Source organism: Corynebacterium sp. HMSC070E08, assembly GCF_001808895.1.
GTDB lineage: Bacteria > Actinomycetota > Actinomycetes > Mycobacteriales > Mycobacteriaceae > Corynebacterium > Corynebacterium hiratae.
Genome location: NZ_KV794732.1, coordinates 13,147 through 33,198, shown reverse-complemented (window position 1 = coordinate 33,198; position 20,052 = coordinate 13,147). Strand labels below are relative to the sequence as shown.

Annotated in this window: 18 protein-coding genes and 1 other RNA gene; 12 read left to right on the top strand and 7 right to left on the bottom strand. The window is 62.1% G+C overall.

Translation table 11 applies throughout. From position 1 onward, the window contains the following. Positions 1-164 precede the first annotated feature (164 nt). The 3 genes from HMPREF2526_RS01915 to HMPREF2526_RS01905 are packed head-to-tail and all read right to left on the bottom strand — an operon-like array spanning position 165 to position 2,025. Complete coding sequence (locus HMPREF2526_RS01915; RefSeq protein ID WP_168163145.1) at positions 165-482, bottom strand: hypothetical protein; 318 nt, start codon at positions 480-482, stop codon at positions 165-167. 21 nt (positions 483-503) lie between these two features. Beyond that, positions 504-1,502, bottom strand: a complete 999-nt coding sequence (locus HMPREF2526_RS01910) for an SURF1 family cytochrome oxidase biogenesis protein (RefSeq protein WP_070545514.1) — start codon at positions 1,500-1,502, stop codon at positions 504-506. Between the two features lie 31 nt (positions 1,503-1,533). Continuing rightward, the gene (locus HMPREF2526_RS01905; protein WP_070545512.1) at positions 1,534-2,025 is read right to left on the bottom strand and encodes a low molecular weight protein-tyrosine-phosphatase; all 492 of its coding nucleotides are present in this window, start codon (positions 2,023-2,025) and stop codon (positions 1,534-1,536) included. Positions 2,026-2,128: 103 nt separating this feature from the next. Here HMPREF2526_RS01905 and HMPREF2526_RS01900 point away from each other — a divergent pair, with 103 nt between their 5' ends. The 5 genes from HMPREF2526_RS01900 (at position 2,129) to HMPREF2526_RS01880 (ending at position 6,760) form a co-directional block, all read left to right on the top strand. Then, on the top strand, positions 2,129-2,977 hold the full coding sequence (locus HMPREF2526_RS01900; RefSeq protein ID WP_070545510.1) for a Nif3-like dinuclear metal center hexameric protein: 849 nt from the start codon (positions 2,129-2,131) through the stop codon (positions 2,975-2,977). Beyond that, a complete protein-coding gene (locus HMPREF2526_RS01895) occupies positions 2,978-3,694 on the top strand; it encodes a zinc ribbon domain-containing protein (RefSeq protein ID WP_049156859.1) in 717 nt (238 codons plus the stop codon). It abuts the gene before it with no gap. After that, a complete protein-coding gene (locus HMPREF2526_RS01890; RefSeq protein WP_070545508.1) occupies positions 3,691-4,872 on the top strand; it encodes a bifunctional RNase H/acid phosphatase in 1,182 nt (393 codons plus the stop codon). The genes HMPREF2526_RS01895 and HMPREF2526_RS01890 overlap by 4 nt, the downstream gene beginning before the upstream one ends. 15 nt (positions 4,873-4,887) lie before the next feature. Next, an RNA gene (gene rnpB / locus HMPREF2526_RS01885) (RNase P RNA component class A) lies at positions 4,888-5,320 on the top strand. Between the two features lie 36 nt (positions 5,321-5,356). After that, the gene (locus HMPREF2526_RS01880; protein ID WP_070545506.1) at positions 5,357-6,760 is read left to right on the top strand and encodes an RNB domain-containing ribonuclease; all 1,404 of its coding nucleotides are present in this window, start codon (positions 5,357-5,359) and stop codon (positions 6,758-6,760) included. Here HMPREF2526_RS01880 and HMPREF2526_RS01875 read toward each other — a convergent pair. Further along, on the bottom strand, positions 6,757-8,028 hold the full coding sequence (locus HMPREF2526_RS01875; RefSeq protein WP_070545504.1) for a galactokinase family protein: 1,272 nt from the start codon (positions 8,026-8,028) through the stop codon (positions 6,757-6,759). The genes HMPREF2526_RS01880 and HMPREF2526_RS01875 overlap by 4 nt on opposite strands. Positions 8,029-8,174: 146 nt before the next feature. On the opposite strand from HMPREF2526_RS01875, the gene HMPREF2526_RS01870 reads away from it, so the two are divergent. Then, positions 8,175-8,363: a hypothetical protein gene (locus HMPREF2526_RS01870; protein WP_046647736.1), complete on the top strand. Its 189-nt coding sequence runs from the start codon at positions 8,175-8,177 to the stop codon at positions 8,361-8,363. Between the two features lie 147 nt (positions 8,364-8,510). Here HMPREF2526_RS01870 and HMPREF2526_RS01865 read toward each other — a convergent pair whose 3' ends face one another. Then, positions 8,511-10,250 (bottom strand): CYTH and CHAD domain-containing protein, encoded by a 1,740-nt coding sequence (locus HMPREF2526_RS01865; RefSeq protein ID WP_070545502.1) that lies wholly within the window; start codon positions 10,248-10,250, stop codon positions 8,511-8,513. 110 nt (positions 10,251-10,360) lie between these two features. Further along, positions 10,361-11,437: a DUF2786 domain-containing protein gene (locus tag HMPREF2526_RS01860; RefSeq protein ID WP_070545500.1), complete on the bottom strand. Its 1,077-nt coding sequence runs from the start codon at positions 11,435-11,437 to the stop codon at positions 10,361-10,363. Between the two features lie 199 nt (positions 11,438-11,636). On the opposite strand from HMPREF2526_RS01860, the gene HMPREF2526_RS01855 reads away from it, so the two are divergent. The 5 genes from HMPREF2526_RS01855 to HMPREF2526_RS13460 all read left to right on the top strand — a co-directional run bounded on the left by HMPREF2526_RS01855 (position 11,637) and on the right by HMPREF2526_RS13460 (position 17,253). Continuing rightward, the gene (locus tag HMPREF2526_RS01855) at positions 11,637-12,974 is read left to right on the top strand and encodes a glutamine synthetase family protein (protein WP_046647739.1); all 1,338 of its coding nucleotides are present in this window, start codon (positions 11,637-11,639) and stop codon (positions 12,972-12,974) included. A 7-nt stretch (positions 12,975-12,981) separates the two neighbouring features. Further along, positions 12,982-16,041 carry a bifunctional [glutamine synthetase] adenylyltransferase/[glutamine synthetase]-adenylyl-L-tyrosine phosphorylase gene (locus HMPREF2526_RS01850; protein WP_070545499.1) on the top strand — a complete coding sequence of 1,020 codons (3,060 nt, stop codon included), beginning with the start codon at positions 12,982-12,984 and terminating at the stop codon, positions 16,039-16,041. Positions 16,042-16,181: 140 nt separating this feature from the next. Beyond that, positions 16,182-16,499, top strand: a complete 318-nt coding sequence (locus HMPREF2526_RS01845) for a hypothetical protein (RefSeq protein ID WP_070510008.1) — start codon at positions 16,182-16,184, stop codon at positions 16,497-16,499. 29 nt (positions 16,500-16,528) lie between these two features. Beyond that, the gene (locus HMPREF2526_RS01840) at positions 16,529-16,966 is read left to right on the top strand and encodes a hypothetical protein (RefSeq protein WP_070517377.1); all 438 of its coding nucleotides are present in this window, start codon (positions 16,529-16,531) and stop codon (positions 16,964-16,966) included. Between the two features lie 134 nt (positions 16,967-17,100). Continuing rightward, positions 17,101-17,253 (top strand): hypothetical protein, encoded by a 153-nt coding sequence (locus tag HMPREF2526_RS13460; RefSeq protein ID WP_158395987.1) that lies wholly within the window; start codon positions 17,101-17,103, stop codon positions 17,251-17,253. A 12-nt stretch (positions 17,254-17,265) separates the two neighbouring features. On the opposite strand, the gene HMPREF2526_RS01835 is transcribed toward HMPREF2526_RS13460, so the two are convergent. Beyond that, the gene (locus HMPREF2526_RS01835; protein ID WP_070517379.1) at positions 17,266-18,567 is read right to left on the bottom strand and encodes an MFS transporter; all 1,302 of its coding nucleotides are present in this window, start codon (positions 18,565-18,567) and stop codon (positions 17,266-17,268) included. A 38-nt stretch (positions 18,568-18,605) separates the two neighbouring features. Here HMPREF2526_RS01835 and thrC point away from each other — a divergent pair, with 38 nt between their 5' ends. Continuing rightward, on the top strand, positions 18,606-20,051 hold the full coding sequence (gene thrC / locus HMPREF2526_RS01830) for a threonine synthase (protein WP_070517381.1): 1,446 nt from the start codon (positions 18,606-18,608) through the stop codon (positions 20,049-20,051). Position 20,052 lies beyond the last annotated feature (1 nt).

The window sequence follows — 20,052 nt, the reverse complement described above, 5'->3', positions numbered from 1 at the left end:
GCCTGGTTCGAGCACAGGAAGGTGCATCGGTATCCGCATTGACCCATATTTAGTAGCGTCTGGAGAAAGATTGCTGCGGTCATGTTCTGTCCCGTTTGTGATTGCGTTTAGCTTATGGCGATGAATTTACGGTGCCCACCAACATAAGGTGGGCACCGTTTGTCTTAGTGTTCGCCTGGCCACTCGCGGAGATTGATCCGGTTGAGTGCGACGTTTTCTTTGCGATATTCGTCACCATAGATGCCTTGGCAGTGCCCTGGATAGAATCTCATGGAGAAGATCCTGACACAGTAGAGTCCGTTTGCCTGCTTGCCGATTCGGAGACATTCTTCTTCACTACCGTTGATTGGCGACACTGCTTCTGGCATGTCTTCGTCCCAGTTGGGAATGCAGTTCTCAGCGGTGCAGCCAGCGGCTTCAAGAATACTGTCGGCAATCTCGGTTTCGGTCGCTTCTCGCGTCCACGCAATCGCGTTCATCATCGTCCCCTTTGGGGGGCGAGGCTAGAAGCGCTCCTGGCCACGCTCGCGGATCTTCTCGTAGAAGTCCGGCTTGGCGGAGCCATAGCGCGAGCGGGAGCGGCGGGAAGGCTGGGCGGTAGCCGCGGGCGTCGATGCTGGGGTAGAAGGCGCCGTAGCGTCGGGGTGCTCGTCGGAAGTCTCGGTCTGGGCAGAGGCTTGGGCATCGGGGCCCGTATCGCCCGGGGCCGGATCGGGGGAGCCGGCGCCGGTGCCAATAGCTGCGGCAGTGGCCTCAGCCATCAGGGTCTCCTCCTCGCGGGCGCGGCGGCGCTCCCGAATCTCAGACCACACGAAGTAAGCAAAGCCCAGCGGCGCCATCACGCCGAAGGCAATCCACTGGTAGCCGTAGGAGAGGTGATTGCCGCGGTCCAACTTCGGCACTGGCAGCGCATGCAGCTCACCTGGCTGCTCGGGGGAGAGTTGGAGGTAGTCGTGGGCGAGGGGGACGTCGACAAGCTCTGCAATCTGCTCCGTATTGATGGAGTAGACCTGCGTGTAGCCCTGCTCCTCAATGGGGGCGGAGGTGTGCTCGCGCTCGTTGTAGCGCGCCATGCCCACGATGGTCACCCTCTCCGAGGGGGCCGGATCGATGTGGGGAACGGAATTGCCCTCATCCGTGGGTACCCAGCCGCGGTTGACCAGGAAAGTCTCGCCGGAGTCGGTCTCAAAGGGAACCAGCGACTGGAAGCCCGGAGCGGACTCCACCGGGCGCAGGCGCAAGAGCACCTCATCCTCCGGAAGGTAGTGGCCGGTCAGCTCCGCGCGTTCCCACTCCTTGCGCAGGGAGCCATCGGTGGAAAAGACCTCGGTGACCGGCTGGGGGTCGGCGTCGTAGGCCTCCTCAATGAGGTGGTTGCGCTCCACAATCTGGTCGTCTTTATTCAGCTGCCACGGTGCGAGCACCGTGAAAGACAAATAGGAAAAGGCGACGATGAAGATGAGAAAGAGCACCCACCCAGGCTTGAGGAATGTCTTGAGCATGATGATCAGTCTAGTAGCCGCAAAAGATTATCTAGCCGTGGTTCGTCTTAATCCACTCGAGCAGACCTGGAACGGCGGCGTCGATCTCTTCGCGGGTACGGGCGAAGTCCTCCTCCGTGCCGTAGAACGGATCCTCCACGATGGCGTCCTCCGGAGAATTCGGGTCGAAACTGCGCATGAGGCGCACCTTGTCCTTCGGGATGCCGCGCTCGATAAGGGCATCGCGGTGGCCGGTATCCATGGCCACGAACAGGTCCGCGTCCATGTGCTCCGGACCCAGCTGGGCGGCCTGGTGGCCAGCGCCATCGTGCCCGCCGCGGCGCAGCTCAGCCACAGCGCGCTCATCAGCGCCCTGGCCCACGTGCCAGCCGCCGAGGCCGCAGGAGTCCACGCGGGCGAGGAGATCGAGCATGTCGGTCTCCATGGCATCACGGGTAATGACTTCCGCCATTGGTGAGCGGCAAATATTGCCCGTGCACACGAAGACGATGTGGAGCTGGTTGTCGTTCTCCGGAGGCGTCATGCAAAGGCTCCTTAAGCTAGAGGGGTGCGCTGACGAACGAAAGCTAGGATATAGCAGCGACGCGACTGACGTGAAACCTGAAGCCGTATAAGGAGCAAACAAGATGGCAGAACACACGACCGTCGGCGAGATTCGCCGCGTTATCCACGGGGCCTACCCGCCGCAGCTCGCTGAGTCGTGGGATGCAGTCGGCCTGGTGTGCGGTGACCCCGCGGACGAGGTGCGCACCGTGGCCTTCGCTCTGGACTGCACCCAGGAGGTGGCAGACAAGGCCGTGGAGCTCGGCGCGCAGATGCTTGTGGTGCATCACCCGCTGCTGCTTCGCGGGGTGACCTCGGTGGCGGCGGATACCCCGAAGGGCAAGGTCATTCACACTCTTATCCGCAACGGTGTGGCCCTCCTGGCCGCGCACACCAACGCGGATAAAGCGCGCCCGGGTGTCAACGACAAGCTGGCCGAACTCGTCGGCATCACGCCCGGCCGCCCCATCGTCCCTGTCGAGCCCTATGAGAACCTCGACGAGGCGCTGGGCCTGGGGCGCGTGGGTGAGCTTGAGCAACCAATGACGCTGCGCGAATTCACCCAGCGCGTGGCCGATGCCCTCCCAGAAACCGAGTGGGGAGTGCGTGCGGCCGGTGATCCGGAGCGCGTGGTGAAGCGCGTGGCCGTCTCCAGTGGCTCGGGTGACTCCTTCCTGGACCAAGCAGCAGCGCTCGGCGTGGACGTCTACGTCACCTCCGATCTGCGCCACCACCCGGTAGATGAACATCTGCGCGCTGCGCACCTGGCCCAACCTGAAGGCCCAGCCGTGGTGGACACCGCTCACTGGGCCAGCGAGTTTCCCTGGACCACCCAGGCGCGCGATATTGTGGAGAACGCATTGCGCGTGAACACCGAGATCATCGATGTCCGCACCGACCCATGGACGATTTCTGCGCATAAGGAGAACTAAATGAAACTGTCACAGGATCTGCAGAGCATCTTGCTGGAGCTGGCGACCCTGGAGCGCTCCCAGGCGCACGGTGGAACCCCCACCATCCCGGAGCAAGAGGAATACGAGAAGGCACAGGCCGCACACGCCCGGCTTCTCGACGCCTCCGGCTCCGCCCAGCTCGCCGTCGACGATATGGAGATGGAGATCCTGCGCATCCAGGCCGACGAGCGCAAGCTGCGCCAGCGCGAGCGCGACGATAAGGCCCAGCTCGGTGCCGCGACCGACCCGGAGACTCGCAAGGATCTGGAGCACGATCTCTATGCGGCTAAGTCCCGCATCGCGGATCTCATGAGCGAGCTGCAGGAAGCCCACAACGAAATTCACGCACTGCGCGCCAACCTGGATGTCCACGGCGCGAAGGTCTCCGATTCCGAGCGCAAGCTCGAAGTGCTCAAGCGCGCGGCCGAAGCCGCCCAGGAGGCCGCGGCGAACCGACCGGATCCGCAGGTTCGCATCGGCGAGCTGCGCGAGCAGCTGCCCGCGGACATCGTGGCGGAGTACGAGACCGTGCGCGAAGAAAACGGTGTGGGTGCGGCGGCCTTCACCGGGCGCGGTTGCGGCGGCTGCTTCATCGTGCTGCCGCCGGCCGAGCAGAACGCGGTGCGCAACGCGGCGGCCGACGAGGTCCCGCAGTGCAGCGACTGCGGCTCCTACCTGGTACGCCCGGCCTCATGAAGCTAGTCATCTTCGCTGACGGCGGCTCCCGCGGCAACCCCGGGATAGCCGGTTCGGGCACGGCAGTCTACAACGAGGACCGCTCGCAGCTGCTCAGGGAAATCGCCTACGTCGTGGGGCAGAAGTCCACTAATAACGTGGCCGAATACCACGGCCTGCTGCGCGGCCTCGAGGCCGCGGTGGAGCTGGGCGCGGACGAGGTGGAGTTCTATATGGACTCCAAGCTCGTGGTGGAGCAGATGAACGGGCGCTGGAAGATCAAGCACCCGGACATGCAGAAGCTCGCCATCGAGGCGCGCCGCCTTCTCAACCAGATTCCGCGCTTCAGCCTCGAGTGGGTCCCGCGCGCCAAGAACTCGGTGGCCGATGAGCTCTCCAACGTGGCCATGGATGCCGCCGCGAAGGGCGAGCCCGTGGGCATCCTCGATATGGGTGCCGGCGACGCCGCTGAAGCCGACGCTGCTGTCGATGCGGCGGGCGGTGTAGAACCCGGCGGGGAGGCGGGGGAGGCGTCGCCAAGCGCGGCGTCATCGACCGCGGCCGACTGGCGCCCTGAGTGTGGCCCGGCCACCCGCTTCATCCTGCTGCGCCACGGCCAGACGGCGATGTCCGCCGCCAAGCAGTATTCCGGGCGGGCGAACCCCGAGCTCACCGAGCTAGGCAAGAAGCAAGCGCTCGCCGCCGCCCAAGCCCTGGCCGATACCCACATCGATGCCGTGGTGTGCTCGCCGCTGCGCCGCTGCCAGCAAACAGCCGCGGCCGTGGTTAAGGGCCGTGATCTGCGCGTGGAAACCGTCGACGACCTCATCGAGGTGGACTTTGGGCGCTGGGAAGGCAAGACCTTTGCCGAGGCCGACGCCGCCGACCCCGAGCTCCACGCGCGCTGGCTGAAGGATACGTCTGTAGCCTGCCCGGGCGGGGAGTCCCTGCGCGCCGTACACCGCCGAGTCAGCGCCGCGCGCCGCGAGCTGCAGCAGCGCTATGCGGGGCACACCGTGCTCGTGGTCTCCCACGTCAACCCCATCAAGTCCTTCGTGCGCCAAGCGCTCGACTCTGGACCGCAGACCCCCAACCACCTGTTCCTGGAGCTGGCTTCGCTGAGCGAAGTTGAGTTCTTCGACGGCGGTAGCACCCTGCATCGATTTAACGATGTGGGGCATCTGGGCGCTCTGCGATAAACTAACAGGCGCGAATGAGCCGACCGGGTAAACGCGTTCCGTCGAACCGGCCCCTTTCTGGGGCTAGGCGCGGGCCGAGGAAAGTCCGGACTCCACAGAGCACGGTGGTTGCTAACAGCAACCCGGGGTGACCCGCGGGAAAGTGCAACAGAAAGTAGACCGCCGCGCCTTTCGCTTCGCTTCGGTGTGGCGATAGGCAAGCGGTAAGGGTGAAAGGGTGCGGTAAGAGCGCACCAGCACCGTCAGCGATGGCGGTGGCTGGGTAAACCCCACTGGGAGCAAGGCATCACGGCCCGCTGGAAAGCGGGCCCGATCAGGCGTTAGTAGGCTGCTCGTCGAAGCCTGAAGGTAGCTGCTTGAGCCAACTGGCAACGGTTGGCCTGGATGGATGTTTACCACCGCGCCTTGGTGCGCGGCACAGAATCCGGCTTATAGGTTGGCTCATTCGCGCCCATATCTTTATTTTTTGGAACAATGGGGCGGCATGAAGCTGTATGCCGCGCCCCTGGACTTTCGCCCCATCGCCGAGGAATTCTCCGTTCCCACCGACTTCCCAGGAGAAGTCACCGCGCAGGCCGCGTCCGCGCAGGATCGTTACGCCGAGCAGCGCCGCGATGCCCGCGACATCCCGCTGGTGACTATCGATCCGGCCGGCTCCATGGACCTGGACCAGGCCGTCTTTATAGAGGCCCGCGATGGCGGCTACCGCGTGCTGTACGCCATCGCGGATGTCGCCGCTTTCATCGAACCGGGCTCTGAGCTGGAGACCGAATCCCTCACGCGCGGGCAAACCATCTACCTGCCCGATGAGCCAGCGCGGCTGCATCCGGCGGAGCTGTCTGAGGATAGGGCCTCGCTGCTTGCCGACGTCGACCGCCCCGCCGTCCTCTGGACCTTCGACCTCGACACTGCGGGTGAGGTGGAGGACTTCTCGGTGGAGCGCGCACTCGTGCGCAGCCGCGCCCGGCTGGATTACGACCAGGCCCATGCGGACTTGGAGAATGGCACTTTGCATTCTTCTATCGCCCTGCTGCCGGAGGTGGGCAAGCTGCGCCAGGCCTCCTCGTTGCGCCGCGAGGCGATCAACCTGCGCCTTCCCTCGCAGCGCGTATCTGAGACGAATGATGCGGAGAAGGGGCACTACGAGCTGGTGATGGAGCCGCGCTATGAGGTGATGGACTATAACTCCGAAATCTCGTTGCTTACCGGCATGTGTGCCGGGCGCCTCATGGAAGAACACGGAGTGGGGTTCCTGCGCACGCTGTCCGCGGCCACGCCGGAAGCTGAGGCAACGTTTCGCACCGAGGCTGAGGCTCTGGGCTTTGAGTTGGGGGAGAGCAGCATTTCGGAATTCCTCCATTCCGTGGACGCGGATTCACCGCGTGGCATGGCGGTGATGCGCGAGGCCCAGCGCCTATTGCGCGGGGCGGACTACGTGTGGCTGGAGGACGGTGAGGCGGACGTGCATGCGGGAATCGGCGGATACTATGCGCACGTGACTGCCCCGCTGCGCCGCCTCGTCGACCGATTTGCCACGGAGGTGTGCTTGGCGCTGAGCGGCGGATATGAGGTGCCGGAGTGGGTACGCGAGCGCGCCGGGGATGTCATTTCCACAATGCGCTCGACCTCGCAGCTGGCCTCCCAAGTGGATAAGGCGTGTCTTAACCTGACAGAGGCTACGGTCTTGGCGCCGTGGGTAGGAACCAACTTTGAGGCCGTGGTTGTCGACGGCGGAGAAAAGCGCGAGAAAGCGCGTCTCGTCGTTCTGGATCCGCCGGTGATTGGAGTGGCTGTGGGGCAACCGCCCACCGGCAGCGAGACCACCGTCTCGCTGGTTAAGGCCGATGTTGCCGAGCGCGATGTGCTCTTTGCGTGGCCGGCGGATTAATCCTCGGTAATGGCGGGGGCACCGGCCGATAGGGGGACGACAAGCAGGCCGTCCTCGGCGAGGTCGGCCGCGAAATTCGGGGCCTTGGTACTTGGGACATAAGCAATAACCGCGGTCGAAGTCCCGGCGTGGGCGGAGCGCGCGGCGACGGCGCCACGAGCGGTGGCCAGTTGTGCGAGTTTTTCCGCAGACTTGAAGCCATAGACCGTGGCCAAGGCCGACTGCGATTGGGTCAGCAGCGGGAAGAGCTCGGTGCCGCGGCGTGAGCGCAAGGCGCGGGCAATTCTCTCGGCTCGCTCGGTTTCTTCCGAGTAGAAAGTGAGCCATGCTGTGGCTTGGTCGATGGTGGGCTGGTTTTCGGGGCCGTGCACCTTGTGGACGGCGGCGAGCCACTCGAGGACACGCTGGGGCGCATCCGGCAGGAGGCGCAGCGATGCAGTGCCGAAGGCGCGGCAGGCGGCGTCAATGAAACGCTCGCGGGCGCGGATTTCGGCAACAGCCTCAGCGGAATCGAAGTCACCGGGGACGGCGAGGGCAAAAGCTGCAATGTCCTTGTTGACCACGTGCGGTGCCTGGGTGACGGAACCGTCGGCGTAGTCGATGATGGTAATGGAGTCACCCGCGCCACGCAGTGCGGCGGAGTGGCGGGCGCGCAGCGCAGGGAAGCGGGCGAAGGTGCCGACAGCTTGGGAGCATACCTCTGCGATCCGGGCGCGAAGAGGAGCGTCGTGCAGATCGTCCGCGCCGCCGAGCAAGGCCAAAGCGGTCGCGATATCAATGGCTGCGGCGGCTCCGAGCCCGGCCGAATCTGGGATATCGTTGACCACTGTGATGTCGGCGCCGGCGGTCTCGCGGGTGAGGAGCTGGCGGTTGATCATGGTGTAGATGATCCCGCCGAGGCGCGCTGCGATGGCGCCCTCGGGCGCTGGGGGCTCGATGGGCTGGCCTTCGGAATCGACGCCGGGCTGCTGTTCCGCGGCGAGGGAGGAGACTTTCTCTAGCGAAATCTGGTCCTCAACGGTCTCGCCGTTGGTGTGCTCGAGGCGAACGTTGACGATGCCATCGCTGCGAGGACTCACGGCTACCGCTGCGCGGAGATCAGCCAGGCCCATGATGGTGATGCCGCCGTAGTGGTCGATGTGCTCGCCGATGAGTGCCCAGGTGGCTGGGGCGCTGGCGACATGCGCCGGCTCGGCGCCGATGTTGTCGCTGTGCGCGACGCGAACGCGGTCGACGGCCGGGGTCGAAGGGGCAGTCCACAGGGGCATCGGGAAGGTTCTCCTTTGCTGGTGGCGAGATCCTGCCCGTAAACGGGGCAGGAGTGAGGTGACCTATCTATTCTAACGGGCGTAGTCGATGGGCGGTCTGTAGTGTGGGGTGCACTGATCGAGCGCCTAAAAGAATGGAGAAAACAATGGCCGAGGCTGATAACAAGTGGTTCTACGACCCGTCCACCGGTGAGGTGACCCAGGGCAAGGTGTCTGGTTGGGAGAACCGCATGGGCCCCTATGATTCCCGCGAGGAAGCCGAGCGCGCCATCGAAATCGCGCAAGCCCGCACTGCTGCGGCTGATGCCGAGGACGCCGCTGAGGACGATTACTAAAGTCCTGCAGGACTCCTGCAGGACGCCCCATTGAGCGGCGGTAACTCAAAGCCAACGGCCCACCCCCTCGCGAGAAACGCGACGGAGTGGGCCGTTGAAATGTTTGTTCCACCTGCCGGGCGTTGCAGCGCGCCCAGCGGGGAGGAATTAGCGCAGCTTCTTGCGCAGCGGCTTGAACGCAGACTTGATGGCCTTGAAGCTCTCCGAGTAGGCGTTGAGCGCTTCCAAACCGATGGCGCGCTCACGCTGGTAGAGCAGACCATAGCCAAAGGTGTCCTCGCCTCGGCGTCGTGCGGTCTCTGCCAGTTCGAGCAGCTTGTCGCGAGAGGTCACCGAATCCTGGAAGTCTCCCAAGCCTGACTGCATCTGCTTGCAGGCCTTGTAGAGGCTCTTCGTCTTCAACGAGGTTGCGGAACCAGCTGCCTCCGCCGCATAGCGCAGTTTCTTTGCTGCCTTGCGCATATCGTGGAAGTACTCTTCACGTTCATGTAGCGTCAGCTCGGTATTATCCCAGTTGGAGACTGCCTTCTTGTGGCGCTTGACCAGCTTGTCATAAGCCTGCTTGAGGTGCAGGGCCATCACCGTATCAAGATCGTGGGGCTCTTCGTCCTCATCTGGCTTGGCGTGCTTCGGCTCGTAGACCTTTGCTGACTCTTGTTCTTCCTCTTTTTCTTCAGTGGGGGCAGCAGACGCCGAATCGTCGACCGCAGAGTCTTCCGCCTCGCCGCTGGCAGAGGTGCTGTCGGCGTCAGCGGGCGTGTCTTCACCAGCAACCGGCGGGTCGGAGAGGAAGGCATCCAATGCATCGAGCAGAGCCAAGTATTGATCGGAATCGAGCGCCGCGATGACTCGACGGTGTGCTCGGCGGTATGCGCGGCCCATGTCGTGTGCAATGTGTTCGCGGGTGGCTTCATCGAGGACGTCGGAATCCTCGGACGCGAGGAGGTTCTGCCAACGTTCCTCCACGACCTCGGCGTCACGGGCGACGCCCAACATGGCCGCAAGTTCCTTCAGATCTGACTCAATGCGCTCGATTTCGGGGCCCACCACAATGCCGTGGAAGGTCTGCAAGTGGCTGCGCAGTTCACGGGTAGCAACGCGCATCTGGTGAACCGAATCCCACTCATCGCGGCGAACCCGTGGATCATATTCGACGAGCTTGTCGCGGTTGGCTTTCAATGCGTCCACAACCGCTGCCGCGGGCGAGCCCGGCTCCACGTTGGACGTGGCAAGTGACGGGGGAAGCTCGACATTGTTGACGGATTCACCCAATGCCGACTTCAACTTGGACGGCGAGGAAGAAACCCGAGCCCCAGAGCTAATGAGTAGGGAAGTGGCGTGCCGCAGTAGAGCGCTGCCTTCCTTGGATCCAGGGAGCTCCCCAGCGAGCTCGACTTCCCACTCACGCCAGGTGCTCTGGGAGCCACCCGGAAGAAAGGAGAAGGCGGTGACATGGTCATCACAGAACTCAGCGACCGGCTGGTCATCGGCGTTGACAAGGAGCAATTCGGTGCGGTTGTTGTCGACCTGCGCAATGGGCTCCAGCGGATGATTGCGGATCACTGAGCGAACCTGGTGGAGAAGCTCGGCCGGAACCTCGTACTTGCCATCAATTGGTTCGCCGAGTTCGGCACGAATTTCGGTGCGGCCTTCGGCACCGGGGATCTTGATGTGCCAACCGTCATCATTTCCACCGGTGCGGCGGCGCAGCGTGATCTTGGCGTGGGTAAGGCGAAGGTCCTCCGTGTCGTAATAGATTGCCGACAACGATTGGTGGCGGGTTTCTGCTACTCGGGCAACCTCGTCGAGGTTGGTGAGATCGGGCGCCGGCGTGGCTTCATCCACGGCGAACTTGGCTTCGATTTCAAGGAACGTCTTCGGAGACATGTACACACCTTCGTCGGGGAGCGAAAATTTAAAGAGGAGGCACAAAACCTCTACACTTCCAACTAGTTTACCTAGTCATTAGAGCACTTGTGCCAGCCTTTGAGCCCGCCCTAACGAGTGAGTTGGGCACGTCCTGCCAGCCCTGAGGAATCACCACTTAAATGAGACCTTTCCGCAGCGGATGCCCCGGCGGACACGCCTGCTCGGCTCCCCATAGCTAAAGATATGGTGCGGGCGTTGGGAAAGAGCTGATCTACTACCGCTTCTGCGCTACGCCGGCGATCTTCCACCGTTGATAAAGATTGTTGGGCAAGGACTACTGCATCATGCCCAACCCCCGGATTGCGTGTTGTGGAAGCCGTCGCGTCTGTACTTTGTGGCCCCAGCGTGGTGTTTGCCTCATCTAAGAGCTGACCGATTCGGGTGGCATAAGACAAAATGAAGCTTCGGCGAAAAGCTGCAACATTGCCGATCTGGCGTGCGCTTTTCGCGTGTTCTCTGTGGTGCATGTGCCACTCACACTGCCGAAGAATTGAAGCGAAGAGGTCGGCGACATGGTGGACGTCCTCTTTAGCGCCGAAGACTGTGATGATCCCTTTGGGGTGAAGTTGCAGCACAGTGCATCCATTGCGATCCGCGATGACGCTAAGAAGTGTGGTCTTGTGCTTGATATAGGGGGCGCTGATATGAAGGCGCGTGGAAACTACGGAGCTGGGCGAAGCGTCGAGAGCACCATCGATCCGGTGTCGTTGCCGCAGGCTTTGTGCCTTGGCAATGAGCGCACTGGCTTCTTCCTCGTAGGGAGTGGATTCGGCCTTCCGCAGAAGGTGGGAGATTTTGGTGCGGATTTTATCCTCCTTGCTGCCATGCGCTGACTGGGAGCTATTTCTCTCAGGCACGAGCACGTCAACGTCACGAAGTAAGGGAAGCAACATGGTTGCTTCGATGAGTCGCGTCAGTTCATCGGTGGACATGGTCATCGAAGCAGGCGGAGTGAGGCTCAACCACTCTTTGCGCAACGCAGTGGAACTAATCTGTGCGGGCACCTGGCCGGCGGCACGATAAATGAGTGGGTGGCAAAAGTCGCCCACGACGTGAAGAAGATCCTTAGGAGACCATCCTCGCTGGGCCGCCTGGATAATGAGGTCGAGTCCTCGCTCGCTCAGTGTTGCGTGGTTGGTGTTCATGGAAATCACATTCCTATCTTTGTTCGTACATCAGTTTGGATATGGGGCCATTCAAGCATGTGACAGCGACAAGGGTTTGGAAGGTCGAAAAAATTTGCCCCCGAGTTACTCTTGCCAACTGGGTCGATAGGTGACGCTGCGGGGGCAAAAGAGCAAACGCCCAGCCGCGGCTTCGGTGCGCGGCGGTAGGGTTTAAAACATGAACAGCCAACACGAATTCGTCCTTCGTACAGTTGAAGAACGCGATATCCGCTTCATTCGCCTCTGGTTCACTGACATCCTGGGGGCGTTGAAATCTGTGGTGATGAGCCCCTCCGAATTGGAATCTGCCTTCGAGGAAGGTGTTGGCTTCGATGGCTCCTCGGTGGAGGGATTCTCCCGTATCTCAGAGGCCGATACTATCGCCATGCCGGATCCCTCAACGTTCCAGATCATGCCCTTCGATAAGGAAGAGCCAGAGCTGTTGTCAGCGCGCATGTTCTGCGACATTACCCAGCCCGATGGGCACCCTTCCCTGGTGGATCCACGCCACATCCTGCGCCGGCAGGTCACAGAGGCGGCCAATGAAGGGTTCACGTGTAAGGCCTCACCGGAGATCGAGTTTTATCTCCTTGAGGATGCGCGTGATATCAACAACCTCATTGCCACCGACAACGGCGGTTACTTCGACCAAGCCACCCACGATAACGCCCCGAGTTTTCGCCGCCGGTCGATGTATGCACTGGAATCCATGGGCATCGCTACGGAATTCAGCCACCATGAAACCTCACCCGGGCAGCAGGAGATCGACTTGCGTCATGCTGATGTGCTGTCCATGGCAGACCACATCATGACGTTCCGCTACCTCATCAAGGAGGTGGCTTCCCAGCAGGGCGTGCATGCCACATTCATGCCCAAGCCTTTCGAAGACCGCTCGGGATCGGGAATGCACACCCACCTCAGCCTGTTTGAAGGCGATTCCAACGCCTTCCACGACCCCGACGATGAGATTTCCCTCTCCAGTACGGGACGGCAGTTCATCGCCGGCATTCTTGAGCATGCAGTGGAAATGACGGCGATCACCAACCAGTGGACCAACTCTTACAAGCGCCTGATGTTTGGCAGCGAAGCCCCGGGGTCGGTGACCTGGGGCGTGTCCAACCGCTCGGCCCTCGTCCGAGTACCGACCTACCGCCTGTCCAAGGAAATGTCGCGACGGGTGGAGATCCGCTCTCTAGACTCAGCGATGAACCCCTACCTGGGATATGCGGTTCTCCTGGCCGCCGGATTGCGCGGTATCAGGGAAGGGTATGAGCTCGGTGATCCGGCCGAGGACAATGTCCATCAGTTGACCCGCCGTGAGCGCCGTGCGATGGGGTACAAGGACCTGCCCAGCAGCTTGGACCAAGCACTCCGAGAGTTTGAACGCTCCGAATTCATGGCAGAGGTCCTCGGCGAGCACGTCTTTGAATACTTCCTGCGCGCAAAGTGGGACGAGTGGCATGAGTATCAGCAACAGATCACCGCATTCGAATTGCGCAACAACCTGAATTTCTAGGAGAAGCATGCGTCCAGCGTCAGTACCGTCCCCGGCGACTCTCGGCCTTACCCGGCCAACTGCTGCGGAGGATCTTTCCCGTCTCGAGTGGGATAATCCAGAATCCCTGGAGCTGCTGTGGACACTGGCCGGAACCGGTGATCCCGACATGGCCCTCAATACCTTGATGAGGATTTTCGAGGGAGCGCCCGAGATTGGGCCGGCGATGCGTGAAGACGAAACCCTTCGAGTTCGGCTGCTTGCCCTATTGGGCGGCTCCTCGGCGTTCGGTGATCACCTCGCCGCCCACCCGGAGACCTGGCAAGAACTGCAGCGCCCGTTGCCTACCCCAACGGAAATGCTGAACACACTATTGGGCGAGGTGGGGGCGGAACCGGCGACGTACGCAGAGCAACCAGACCGCCCAGACACGGCGAACCCCGAGCTGACATCGCCCGGCACCTACCGCGCATCCCCTGGTGACCACAAAGCATCTCTCAAGGTGGCATACCGGACGCTGATGATGCGCATCGCCGCGCATGACCTCGCCGGTACCTTCCACTCCCGCAAGGGGCAGTCGCGGCCGCAACCACGAGTGGGGTTTCGTGAAGTCACCAGGCTGACGACGGCTCTCGCAGATGCCGCCTTGACGGCCGCACTCGCGGGTGCGGTCCGTGTGGTCTATGGCGATGAGCCCCTCGATGCGCAGCTGGCAGTTATCGCGATGGGCAAGTGTGGCGCGGGGGAGTTGAACTATATCTCCGATGTGGACGTTATCTTCGTGGGCTCGGAGGCGACGCCGAAGGTTACGCGCCTAGCATCGGAATTCAATCGAATCGGCTCTGCCTGCTTCTTCGAGGTCGACGCCAACCTGCGTCCGGAAGGAAAATCCGGCGCTCTCGTCCGAACTCTGGATTCGCACGTGGCCTACTACAAGCGGTGGGCGGAGACCTGGGAGTTTCAGGCACAACTGAAGGCGCGACCGCAGACCGGCTACCTGCCCCTAGGTAAGGACTACGTGAGCCAGATCGGGCCCATGGTGTGGACTGCCTCGCAACGGGAGTCCTTTGTGGAAGACGTACAGGCTATGCGCCGCCGCGTGCTCGAGAACGTCCCGGAAGAGATGCGCCTTCGAGAACTCAAACTGGGGGAGGGCGGTCTGCGCGATGTAGAGTTCGCAGTCCAATTGCTGCAGTTGGTGCACGGTCGCTCGGATGAATCGTTGCGCACGCTCGCGACGGTCGATGCGCTCGCCGCACTCGTGCGCGCCGGGTACGTAGGGCGCGAGGATGGCACCCAGCTCATCGAGGCCTACGAGTTTCTTCGTCTGCTGGAGCACCGCCTCCAATTGGAGCGTTTCCGCCGAACACATACGTTGCCGGCGAAGGATGACAACACGGCGCTCGAGTGGCTGGCCATCAACTCGGGCTTTCACCCGCAGGGCCACCAGTCGGCGGCGGATCGGATGAACATCCATCTTCGGAAGATTCGCCTGCTTATCTCTGAGCTCCACTCGCGCTTGTTCTACCGCCCGCTGCTCAATTCCGTGGCATCGATGTCGGCGGATGAGCTCAAGCTGTCGCGCGAGGCAGCCCTCCTGCAGTTGGCAGCGCTGGGCTATCGCCATCCGGACAGAGCCTTCGAGCATCTCACTTCTTTGGCCGCGGGCCAGTCGCGCAAGGCCCGCATCCAGGCCATCTTGCTGCCCACGTTGATGGAGTGGCTCTCGAACACCGCGGATCCAGACATGGGCTTGTTGAACTACCGCAAGCTTTCGGAAGCAGCCTACGACCGAACCTGGTTCCTGCGCATGCTTCGCGACGAAGGCGTCGTCGGCCAGCGCCTCATGAAAATTCTGGGCACCTCGCCGTTTACGGCGGAGCTCATCATTCGGGCGCCAGACGTCGTCAAGCAGCTCTCCGACGGCGCGGCGGGGCCCAAGCTTCTGGAAACCAAACCCGAGCAAGTGTCCTCTGCTTTGGTCAATTCCACCAAGCGTCATGCGGATCCGGACAAGGCCGTCTCGGTCGCGCGGTCTCTTCGCCGCGCGGAGTTGGCACGAATTGCCGCAGCGGATCTTCTGGGATTCCTGCCGGTTCAGCAAGTCTGTTACGAGCTGTCCACCATCTGGAATGCGGTGTTGGAGGCAGCGCTCCGCGCCGAGGTCAGGGCATGGCGGCTGGAGAACGACAATGACGAACCACCGGCTCGCATCGCCGTGATCGGCATGGGGCGGCTCGGTGGCATGGAGCTGGGTTTCGGTTCGGATGCCGATGTCATCGTGGTAGCGGAGCCAGTTGCAGGCAACCCCGAAGAGGAGGCGCTGCCCTGGGCCATCGGCATCATTGAGAAGCTGCGCCGCCGTCTGGCAAAACCGTCCGGAGATCCGCCCTTGGACGTTGACCTAGGTTTGCGGCCAGAGGGACGCTCGGGAGCGGTCGCGCGCTCCATTGAGTCCTATGAGCGTTACTACTCACAGTGGGGCGAGCCGTGGGAGATGCAAGCGCTGCTCCGCGCTGCCTTTGTGGCGGGTGATGAGGACGTTGGCCAGCGTTTCCTCACCATGGTGGATGCTTTCCGTTACCCGCCGAAGGGCGTGAGCGAGAAGACCATTCGTGACATTCGTCGCATGAAGGCGCGCGTTGACAATGAGCGCCTACCGCGCGGCGCGGACCGCAATACCCATACCAAGCTGGGGCGCGGTGGGTTGACGGATATCGAATGGACCGTCCAACTGCTCCAAATGATGCATGCCCACGAGGTACCGGCGCTGCATGAGCCGTCCACGCTGCGCGTCCTCGATGCCCTCGAAGACAATGAAGTCATACCCGTGCACCAGGTACAGGAGCTGCGGGAGGCCTGGCTCTTGGCCACCGATGCCCGAAACGCTTTGGTATTGGTTCGCGGCAAGCGCGTGGACCAGCTGCCGGCACCGGGGCCGCAGCTGGCGCAGGTGGCTGGCGCTGCAGGGTGGGATCCCGAACATAACCAGGATTTTCTCGACCATTACCTCAAGATCACCCGCCACGCCCGCAAGGTGGTCGACGAGGTGTTCTGGGGGGAGGCGGAATCCTTCGAGCACGACTAAAAGCAGCTGTCCTACCCCCTTAGCCGGGCCCTGAGCCTACCCGGATCTATCCCTGATCTTGGTTCCGTGCCCTGTTCATACCGGTGCTAAGCCGATAGCCTGGGCAGCAGTTACTTTCCCAGCCTTCTAAGGAGCACACTATGAGCCTCAACCTATCCCTCGACTTGAGCGATGCCACCCTCGCGGACCTTGAAGCCTTCCTTGCCGCGGCCCGCGCTGCTGGGTGTGATCCCGCAGCCGCGCTGAGCGTGGAGGGGACGGTGATGCACGTGGACGTCGCCAAGCCCCGCGTCCGCCCCGACGTTTCGAAACCTGATACGCCACGTCGCACCAACCTTGACCGCTCCGCAGCGGAGTCCACCATCCGTTCCATCATCGATGCCCTCTCTGAGCGCCTTGATCCACCGCACCCTCCGCACGGGACTTCCTTTGGGACGTTTGGGCCGAGCGTGGATTAATCCGATGAGCTATAGGGAAGCCTAGAATTATGCCCGTGAAGTCCAAGCAGATCATCGCCGTATGGGTCCTCGTGGTGGCGGCCGTCATCACCGTCGTCGGCGCAGGCTGGTGGGTCACGGAGAGGAATCACGTACCGGAGGGAGCACTGACGGTGGAGCAGGTCGTCAATGGTGGCGTGCCGCAGGATCAGTCGGTGAATGCCCACCTCGACCCCACCGAAAATGACCGTATCGTGGCCCTGGCGGAGGCGCTGGGGATCCCGTCGGAATCGGTCCCGCGTGGCCTGCTTTCAGTGGCGTCGGATAGGTACAGGTCCCGCCAGGTCCTCGAAGCCGATCTGGACAAGGCCGTTGAGGCGGGCGCCATCACCAAGGAAGAGGCCAAGGGGGCGCTTTCTGCCTTCGACGCTGGCATCGTCGCCCCGGTGGAGGGGCCGATCTTCGTGGAGTCGACCCCGGCTGAATAGGCCCCGCTGGCAACGCTGGCACTGAAGTCACAGGGACTGGCAGGAGATGCGCAGTCAACGAGGATTTGCCTTGCAGCCATGGCTCTTAAGCTCACACGCACAGATAACGAAACGATAAAGGTTGGTGCGTTGAAGTGGAGAAACGACGAAAACTGCGCGAGCTTCTCAGGACCGCAGTGGGAGTGAGCATCGCCATCCTCGTTCCCATCGGCGGCGGGCTGGGCGTCTTCGAAGTGGCCAACGGGGTGCCCCTTGAGGCTTCGTTGAGCGCCCTGTCCCTCCAGTAGCCCAGCCTTGTACTAACTCACCTGGATGATTTTGGCGTGCGGGCCGTCCTCCTCGCCCCGGCTGCGCAGGACGTGCGTGATGAGGACACCTGCTATGCCGATGCACCACACACCGAAGACTGCCCAAGCGGCAAGCTGGAAATCAGAGAACGGATAATCCGGCCCATTGCCCAAGTGGTCCAGTACTACGCCGACCAGCTGGGCGCCGATGACTGTGGCCAGGAAGCCGCCCATGTTGCCCAGGCCCGTTGCTGTGGCGACCACCTTACGGTCGAGGTTTTCGCGGACAATGTCGAATCCATAATTTGCCACCGGTGTGCACAAGGACACCACGCTGATGAGGATGATCAGTGAGAGGTAGCTGCCGCCGAAGAGGAAGAACAGGACCCACACCGTGCAATGCACAGCCACAAATCCTAAGGCGAGCCAGGGGCGGAAACCTCTGGCCCTGGACGATAACCTGCCGTGCAGGGGGCCTACCAGCACCATGCACACGGTAAACCACGTCAGGGCCCAACCGGCGCTGGTCTTGGAAAATCCCATGCCCGCCGTCATCATGGGCATGCCCCACAGCATGACAAACACGTTGGTGGCGGCAAGACCGACCCAGTGAATGAAGAATGCCTGCCAGGCCACGGGCGAACGGAAAACCTGGGAGAGCAGTGCGCCCATGCTCTCTGGCTGCGCGTTCGGCTTTTCCTTCGGCTTCTTTACGATTCCGAGCGTTTCCGGGGAATCAGCAACTGCCACCGCGGCGGCGACAGCGATGAGAATGCCCACCGCGCCCAAGGTAACGAAGGCCAAGGTCCATCCGCCCCAGCCCAGAAGCATGGCAAAAGGTAGGGCAGAGATAAACTGACCCAGCTGTCCCAGGGAGGAGGTGACCTGCGTGAACATGGGGGTGCGGTGCAGCGGGAACCAGTAAGGCAGGATGCGCATCACCGACAAGAAGGCGGTGGCATCACCCGCGCCGATGAGCAGACGGGCGGCAATGGCTACCCAATAATTGCTGGTGAAACCGAGGCTCACCTGGCCCACGCCCATGATGATGGAACCAATGACTAGCAGGCGCCGCGGGCCGAACTTATCGATGAGCATGCCCGTCGGGATCTGCGCCAGTGAATAAATTCCCAGTTGTACAGAGGTGAAAACAGCAATGCGCGAGGCATCGACCTCGAAGCGATCAATGGCCTCAAGCCCCGCTACGCCAAAAGATGTGCGGCCGGTAATTGCCACGATGTAGACCAACACCGCAGCTACCCACACGGAGAGAGCCTTAGTGGTAATTACATTGCGAGGATGAGGAACCGACATGGCTGATACTTTACGCGTCACCAACTAAGATGCAGGGGGTGAAGTACATTTCGACCCGCGATACCGACCGCCAGCCCGCCTCCTTTACGGATATCCTCCTCGGAGGTCTGGCCCCTGATGGAGGCCTTTACCTGCCGGAAACTTACCCCCGCATCGATGACGCCACCATGACTAACTGGCGCCAGACCCTGGCGGAGGGTGGCTACGCGGCCTTGGCTGCGGAAGTGCTCAAGCTTTTTGTGGATGATATTCCCGCAGAAGACCTCGAAGGAATTGCCCAGCGCGCCTACACCTACCCCAAGTTTGACCACGAGGAGATCGTCCCCGTCAGCGAACTGGGGGAGGGCCTCTACATTGGCCACCTCTCTGAGGGGCCAACGGCCGCCTTCAAGGACATGGCCATGCAGATGTTGGGCGAACTCTTCGAATACGAGCTGGCCCGCCGCGGCGAAACCCTCAACATTCTGGGTGCTACCTCGGGTGACACCGGTTCCTCGGCGGAGTACGCCATGCGCGGGCGCAAGGGCATCCGCGTCTTCATGCTGACCCCGGCTGGGCGCATGACGCCATTCCAGCAGGCTCAGATGTTCGGGCTGGATGACCCGAATATCTGCAATATCGCCCTCGATGGCGTCTTTGATGATTGCCAGGACGTGGTTAAGGCGGTATCGGCCGACGCCAACTTTAAGGCCGAGAACCGCATCGGTGCGGTGAACTCCATTAACTGGGCCCGCCTCATGGCGCAGGTGGTGTACTACATCAACTGCTACCTCAAGGTCACTACGGAAAACACCGAAAAGGTCTCCTTCAGCGTGCCGACCGGCAACTTCGGCGATATCTGCGCCGGCCACATCGCTCGCCAGATGGGGCTGCCCATCGACCGCCTCATTGTGGCAACCAATGAAAACGACGTGCTCGATGAGTTCTTCCGCACCGGCAACTACCGCCCGCGCTCCTCGGAGCAAACCCACAAGACCTCCTCGCCGTCGATGGATATTTCCCGCGCCTCCAACTTCGAGCGCTTCGCCTTCGATCTGCTAGGCCGCGATGCCGCACAGATCAAGGAGCTGTTCGGGACGAAGGTGAAGGAAGGCGGCTTTAACGTCGAGAAGCAGGCACTTGACGCCGCCCACGCGGAGTACGGTTTCCTGTCCGGTTCCTCCACCCACGCGGATCGCCTCGCCACCATTAAGGATGTCCACGAGCGCTACGACGTGCTGGTGGATCCGCACACCGCGGACGGCATCAAGGTCGCCCGCGCGGTACAGGAAGAATATGGGGTCGACACCCCCATCATCTGCCTAGAGACCGCCCTGCCGGTGAAGTTTGCGGAGACCATCAAGGAGGCCATCGGCAGCGAGCCGGAGGTGCCGGAGCGTTTCGCCGGCATCTTGGACGCCGAGCGCCATGTGACGGATCTGCCCAATGATGCGGCGGCGGTGAAGGACTACATCACGCAGTACATCAAGAGCACGGAGGTTTAAG

What these genes read in the sequence shown, in the direction of transcription:
- HMPREF2526_RS01915 (WP_168163145.1), bottom strand. Translation starts at nt 482, where the DNA reads ATGATGAACGCGATTGCGTGGACGCGAGAAGCGACCGAAACCGAGATT.
- HMPREF2526_RS01910 (WP_070545514.1), bottom strand. Translation starts at nt 1,502, where the DNA reads ATGCTCAAGACATTCCTCAAGCCTGGGTGGGTGCTCTTTCTCATCTTC.
- HMPREF2526_RS01905 (WP_070545512.1), bottom strand. Translation starts at nt 2,025, where the DNA reads ATGACGCCTCCGGAGAACGACAACCAGCTCCACATCGTCTTCGTGTGC.
- HMPREF2526_RS01900 (WP_070545510.1), top strand. Translation starts at nt 2,129, where the DNA reads ATGGCAGAACACACGACCGTCGGCGAGATTCGCCGCGTTATCCACGGG.
- HMPREF2526_RS01895 (WP_049156859.1), top strand. Translation starts at nt 2,978, where the DNA reads ATGAAACTGTCACAGGATCTGCAGAGCATCTTGCTGGAGCTGGCGACC.
- HMPREF2526_RS01890 (WP_070545508.1), top strand. Translation starts at nt 3,691, where the DNA reads ATGAAGCTAGTCATCTTCGCTGACGGCGGCTCCCGCGGCAACCCCGGG.
- HMPREF2526_RS01880 (WP_070545506.1), top strand. Translation starts at nt 5,357, where the DNA reads ATGAAGCTGTATGCCGCGCCCCTGGACTTTCGCCCCATCGCCGAGGAA.
- HMPREF2526_RS01875 (WP_070545504.1), bottom strand. Translation starts at nt 8,028, where the DNA reads ATGCCCCTGTGGACTGCCCCTTCGACCCCGGCCGTCGACCGCGTTCGC.
- HMPREF2526_RS01870 (WP_046647736.1), top strand. Translation starts at nt 8,175, where the DNA reads ATGGCCGAGGCTGATAACAAGTGGTTCTACGACCCGTCCACCGGTGAG.
- HMPREF2526_RS01865 (WP_070545502.1), bottom strand. Translation starts at nt 10,250, where the DNA reads ATGTCTCCGAAGACGTTCCTTGAAATCGAAGCCAAGTTCGCCGTGGAT.
- HMPREF2526_RS01860 (WP_070545500.1), bottom strand. Translation starts at nt 11,437, where the DNA reads ATGAACACCAACCACGCAACACTGAGCGAGCGAGGACTCGACCTCATT.
- HMPREF2526_RS01855 (WP_046647739.1), top strand. Translation starts at nt 11,637, where the DNA reads ATGAACAGCCAACACGAATTCGTCCTTCGTACAGTTGAAGAACGCGAT.
- HMPREF2526_RS01850 (WP_070545499.1), top strand. Translation starts at nt 12,982, where the DNA reads ATGCGTCCAGCGTCAGTACCGTCCCCGGCGACTCTCGGCCTTACCCGG.
- HMPREF2526_RS01845 (WP_070510008.1), top strand. Translation starts at nt 16,182, where the DNA reads ATGAGCCTCAACCTATCCCTCGACTTGAGCGATGCCACCCTCGCGGAC.
- HMPREF2526_RS01840 (WP_070517377.1), top strand. Translation starts at nt 16,529, where the DNA reads ATGCCCGTGAAGTCCAAGCAGATCATCGCCGTATGGGTCCTCGTGGTG.
- HMPREF2526_RS01835 (WP_070517379.1), bottom strand. Translation starts at nt 18,567, where the DNA reads ATGTCGGTTCCTCATCCTCGCAATGTAATTACCACTAAGGCTCTCTCC.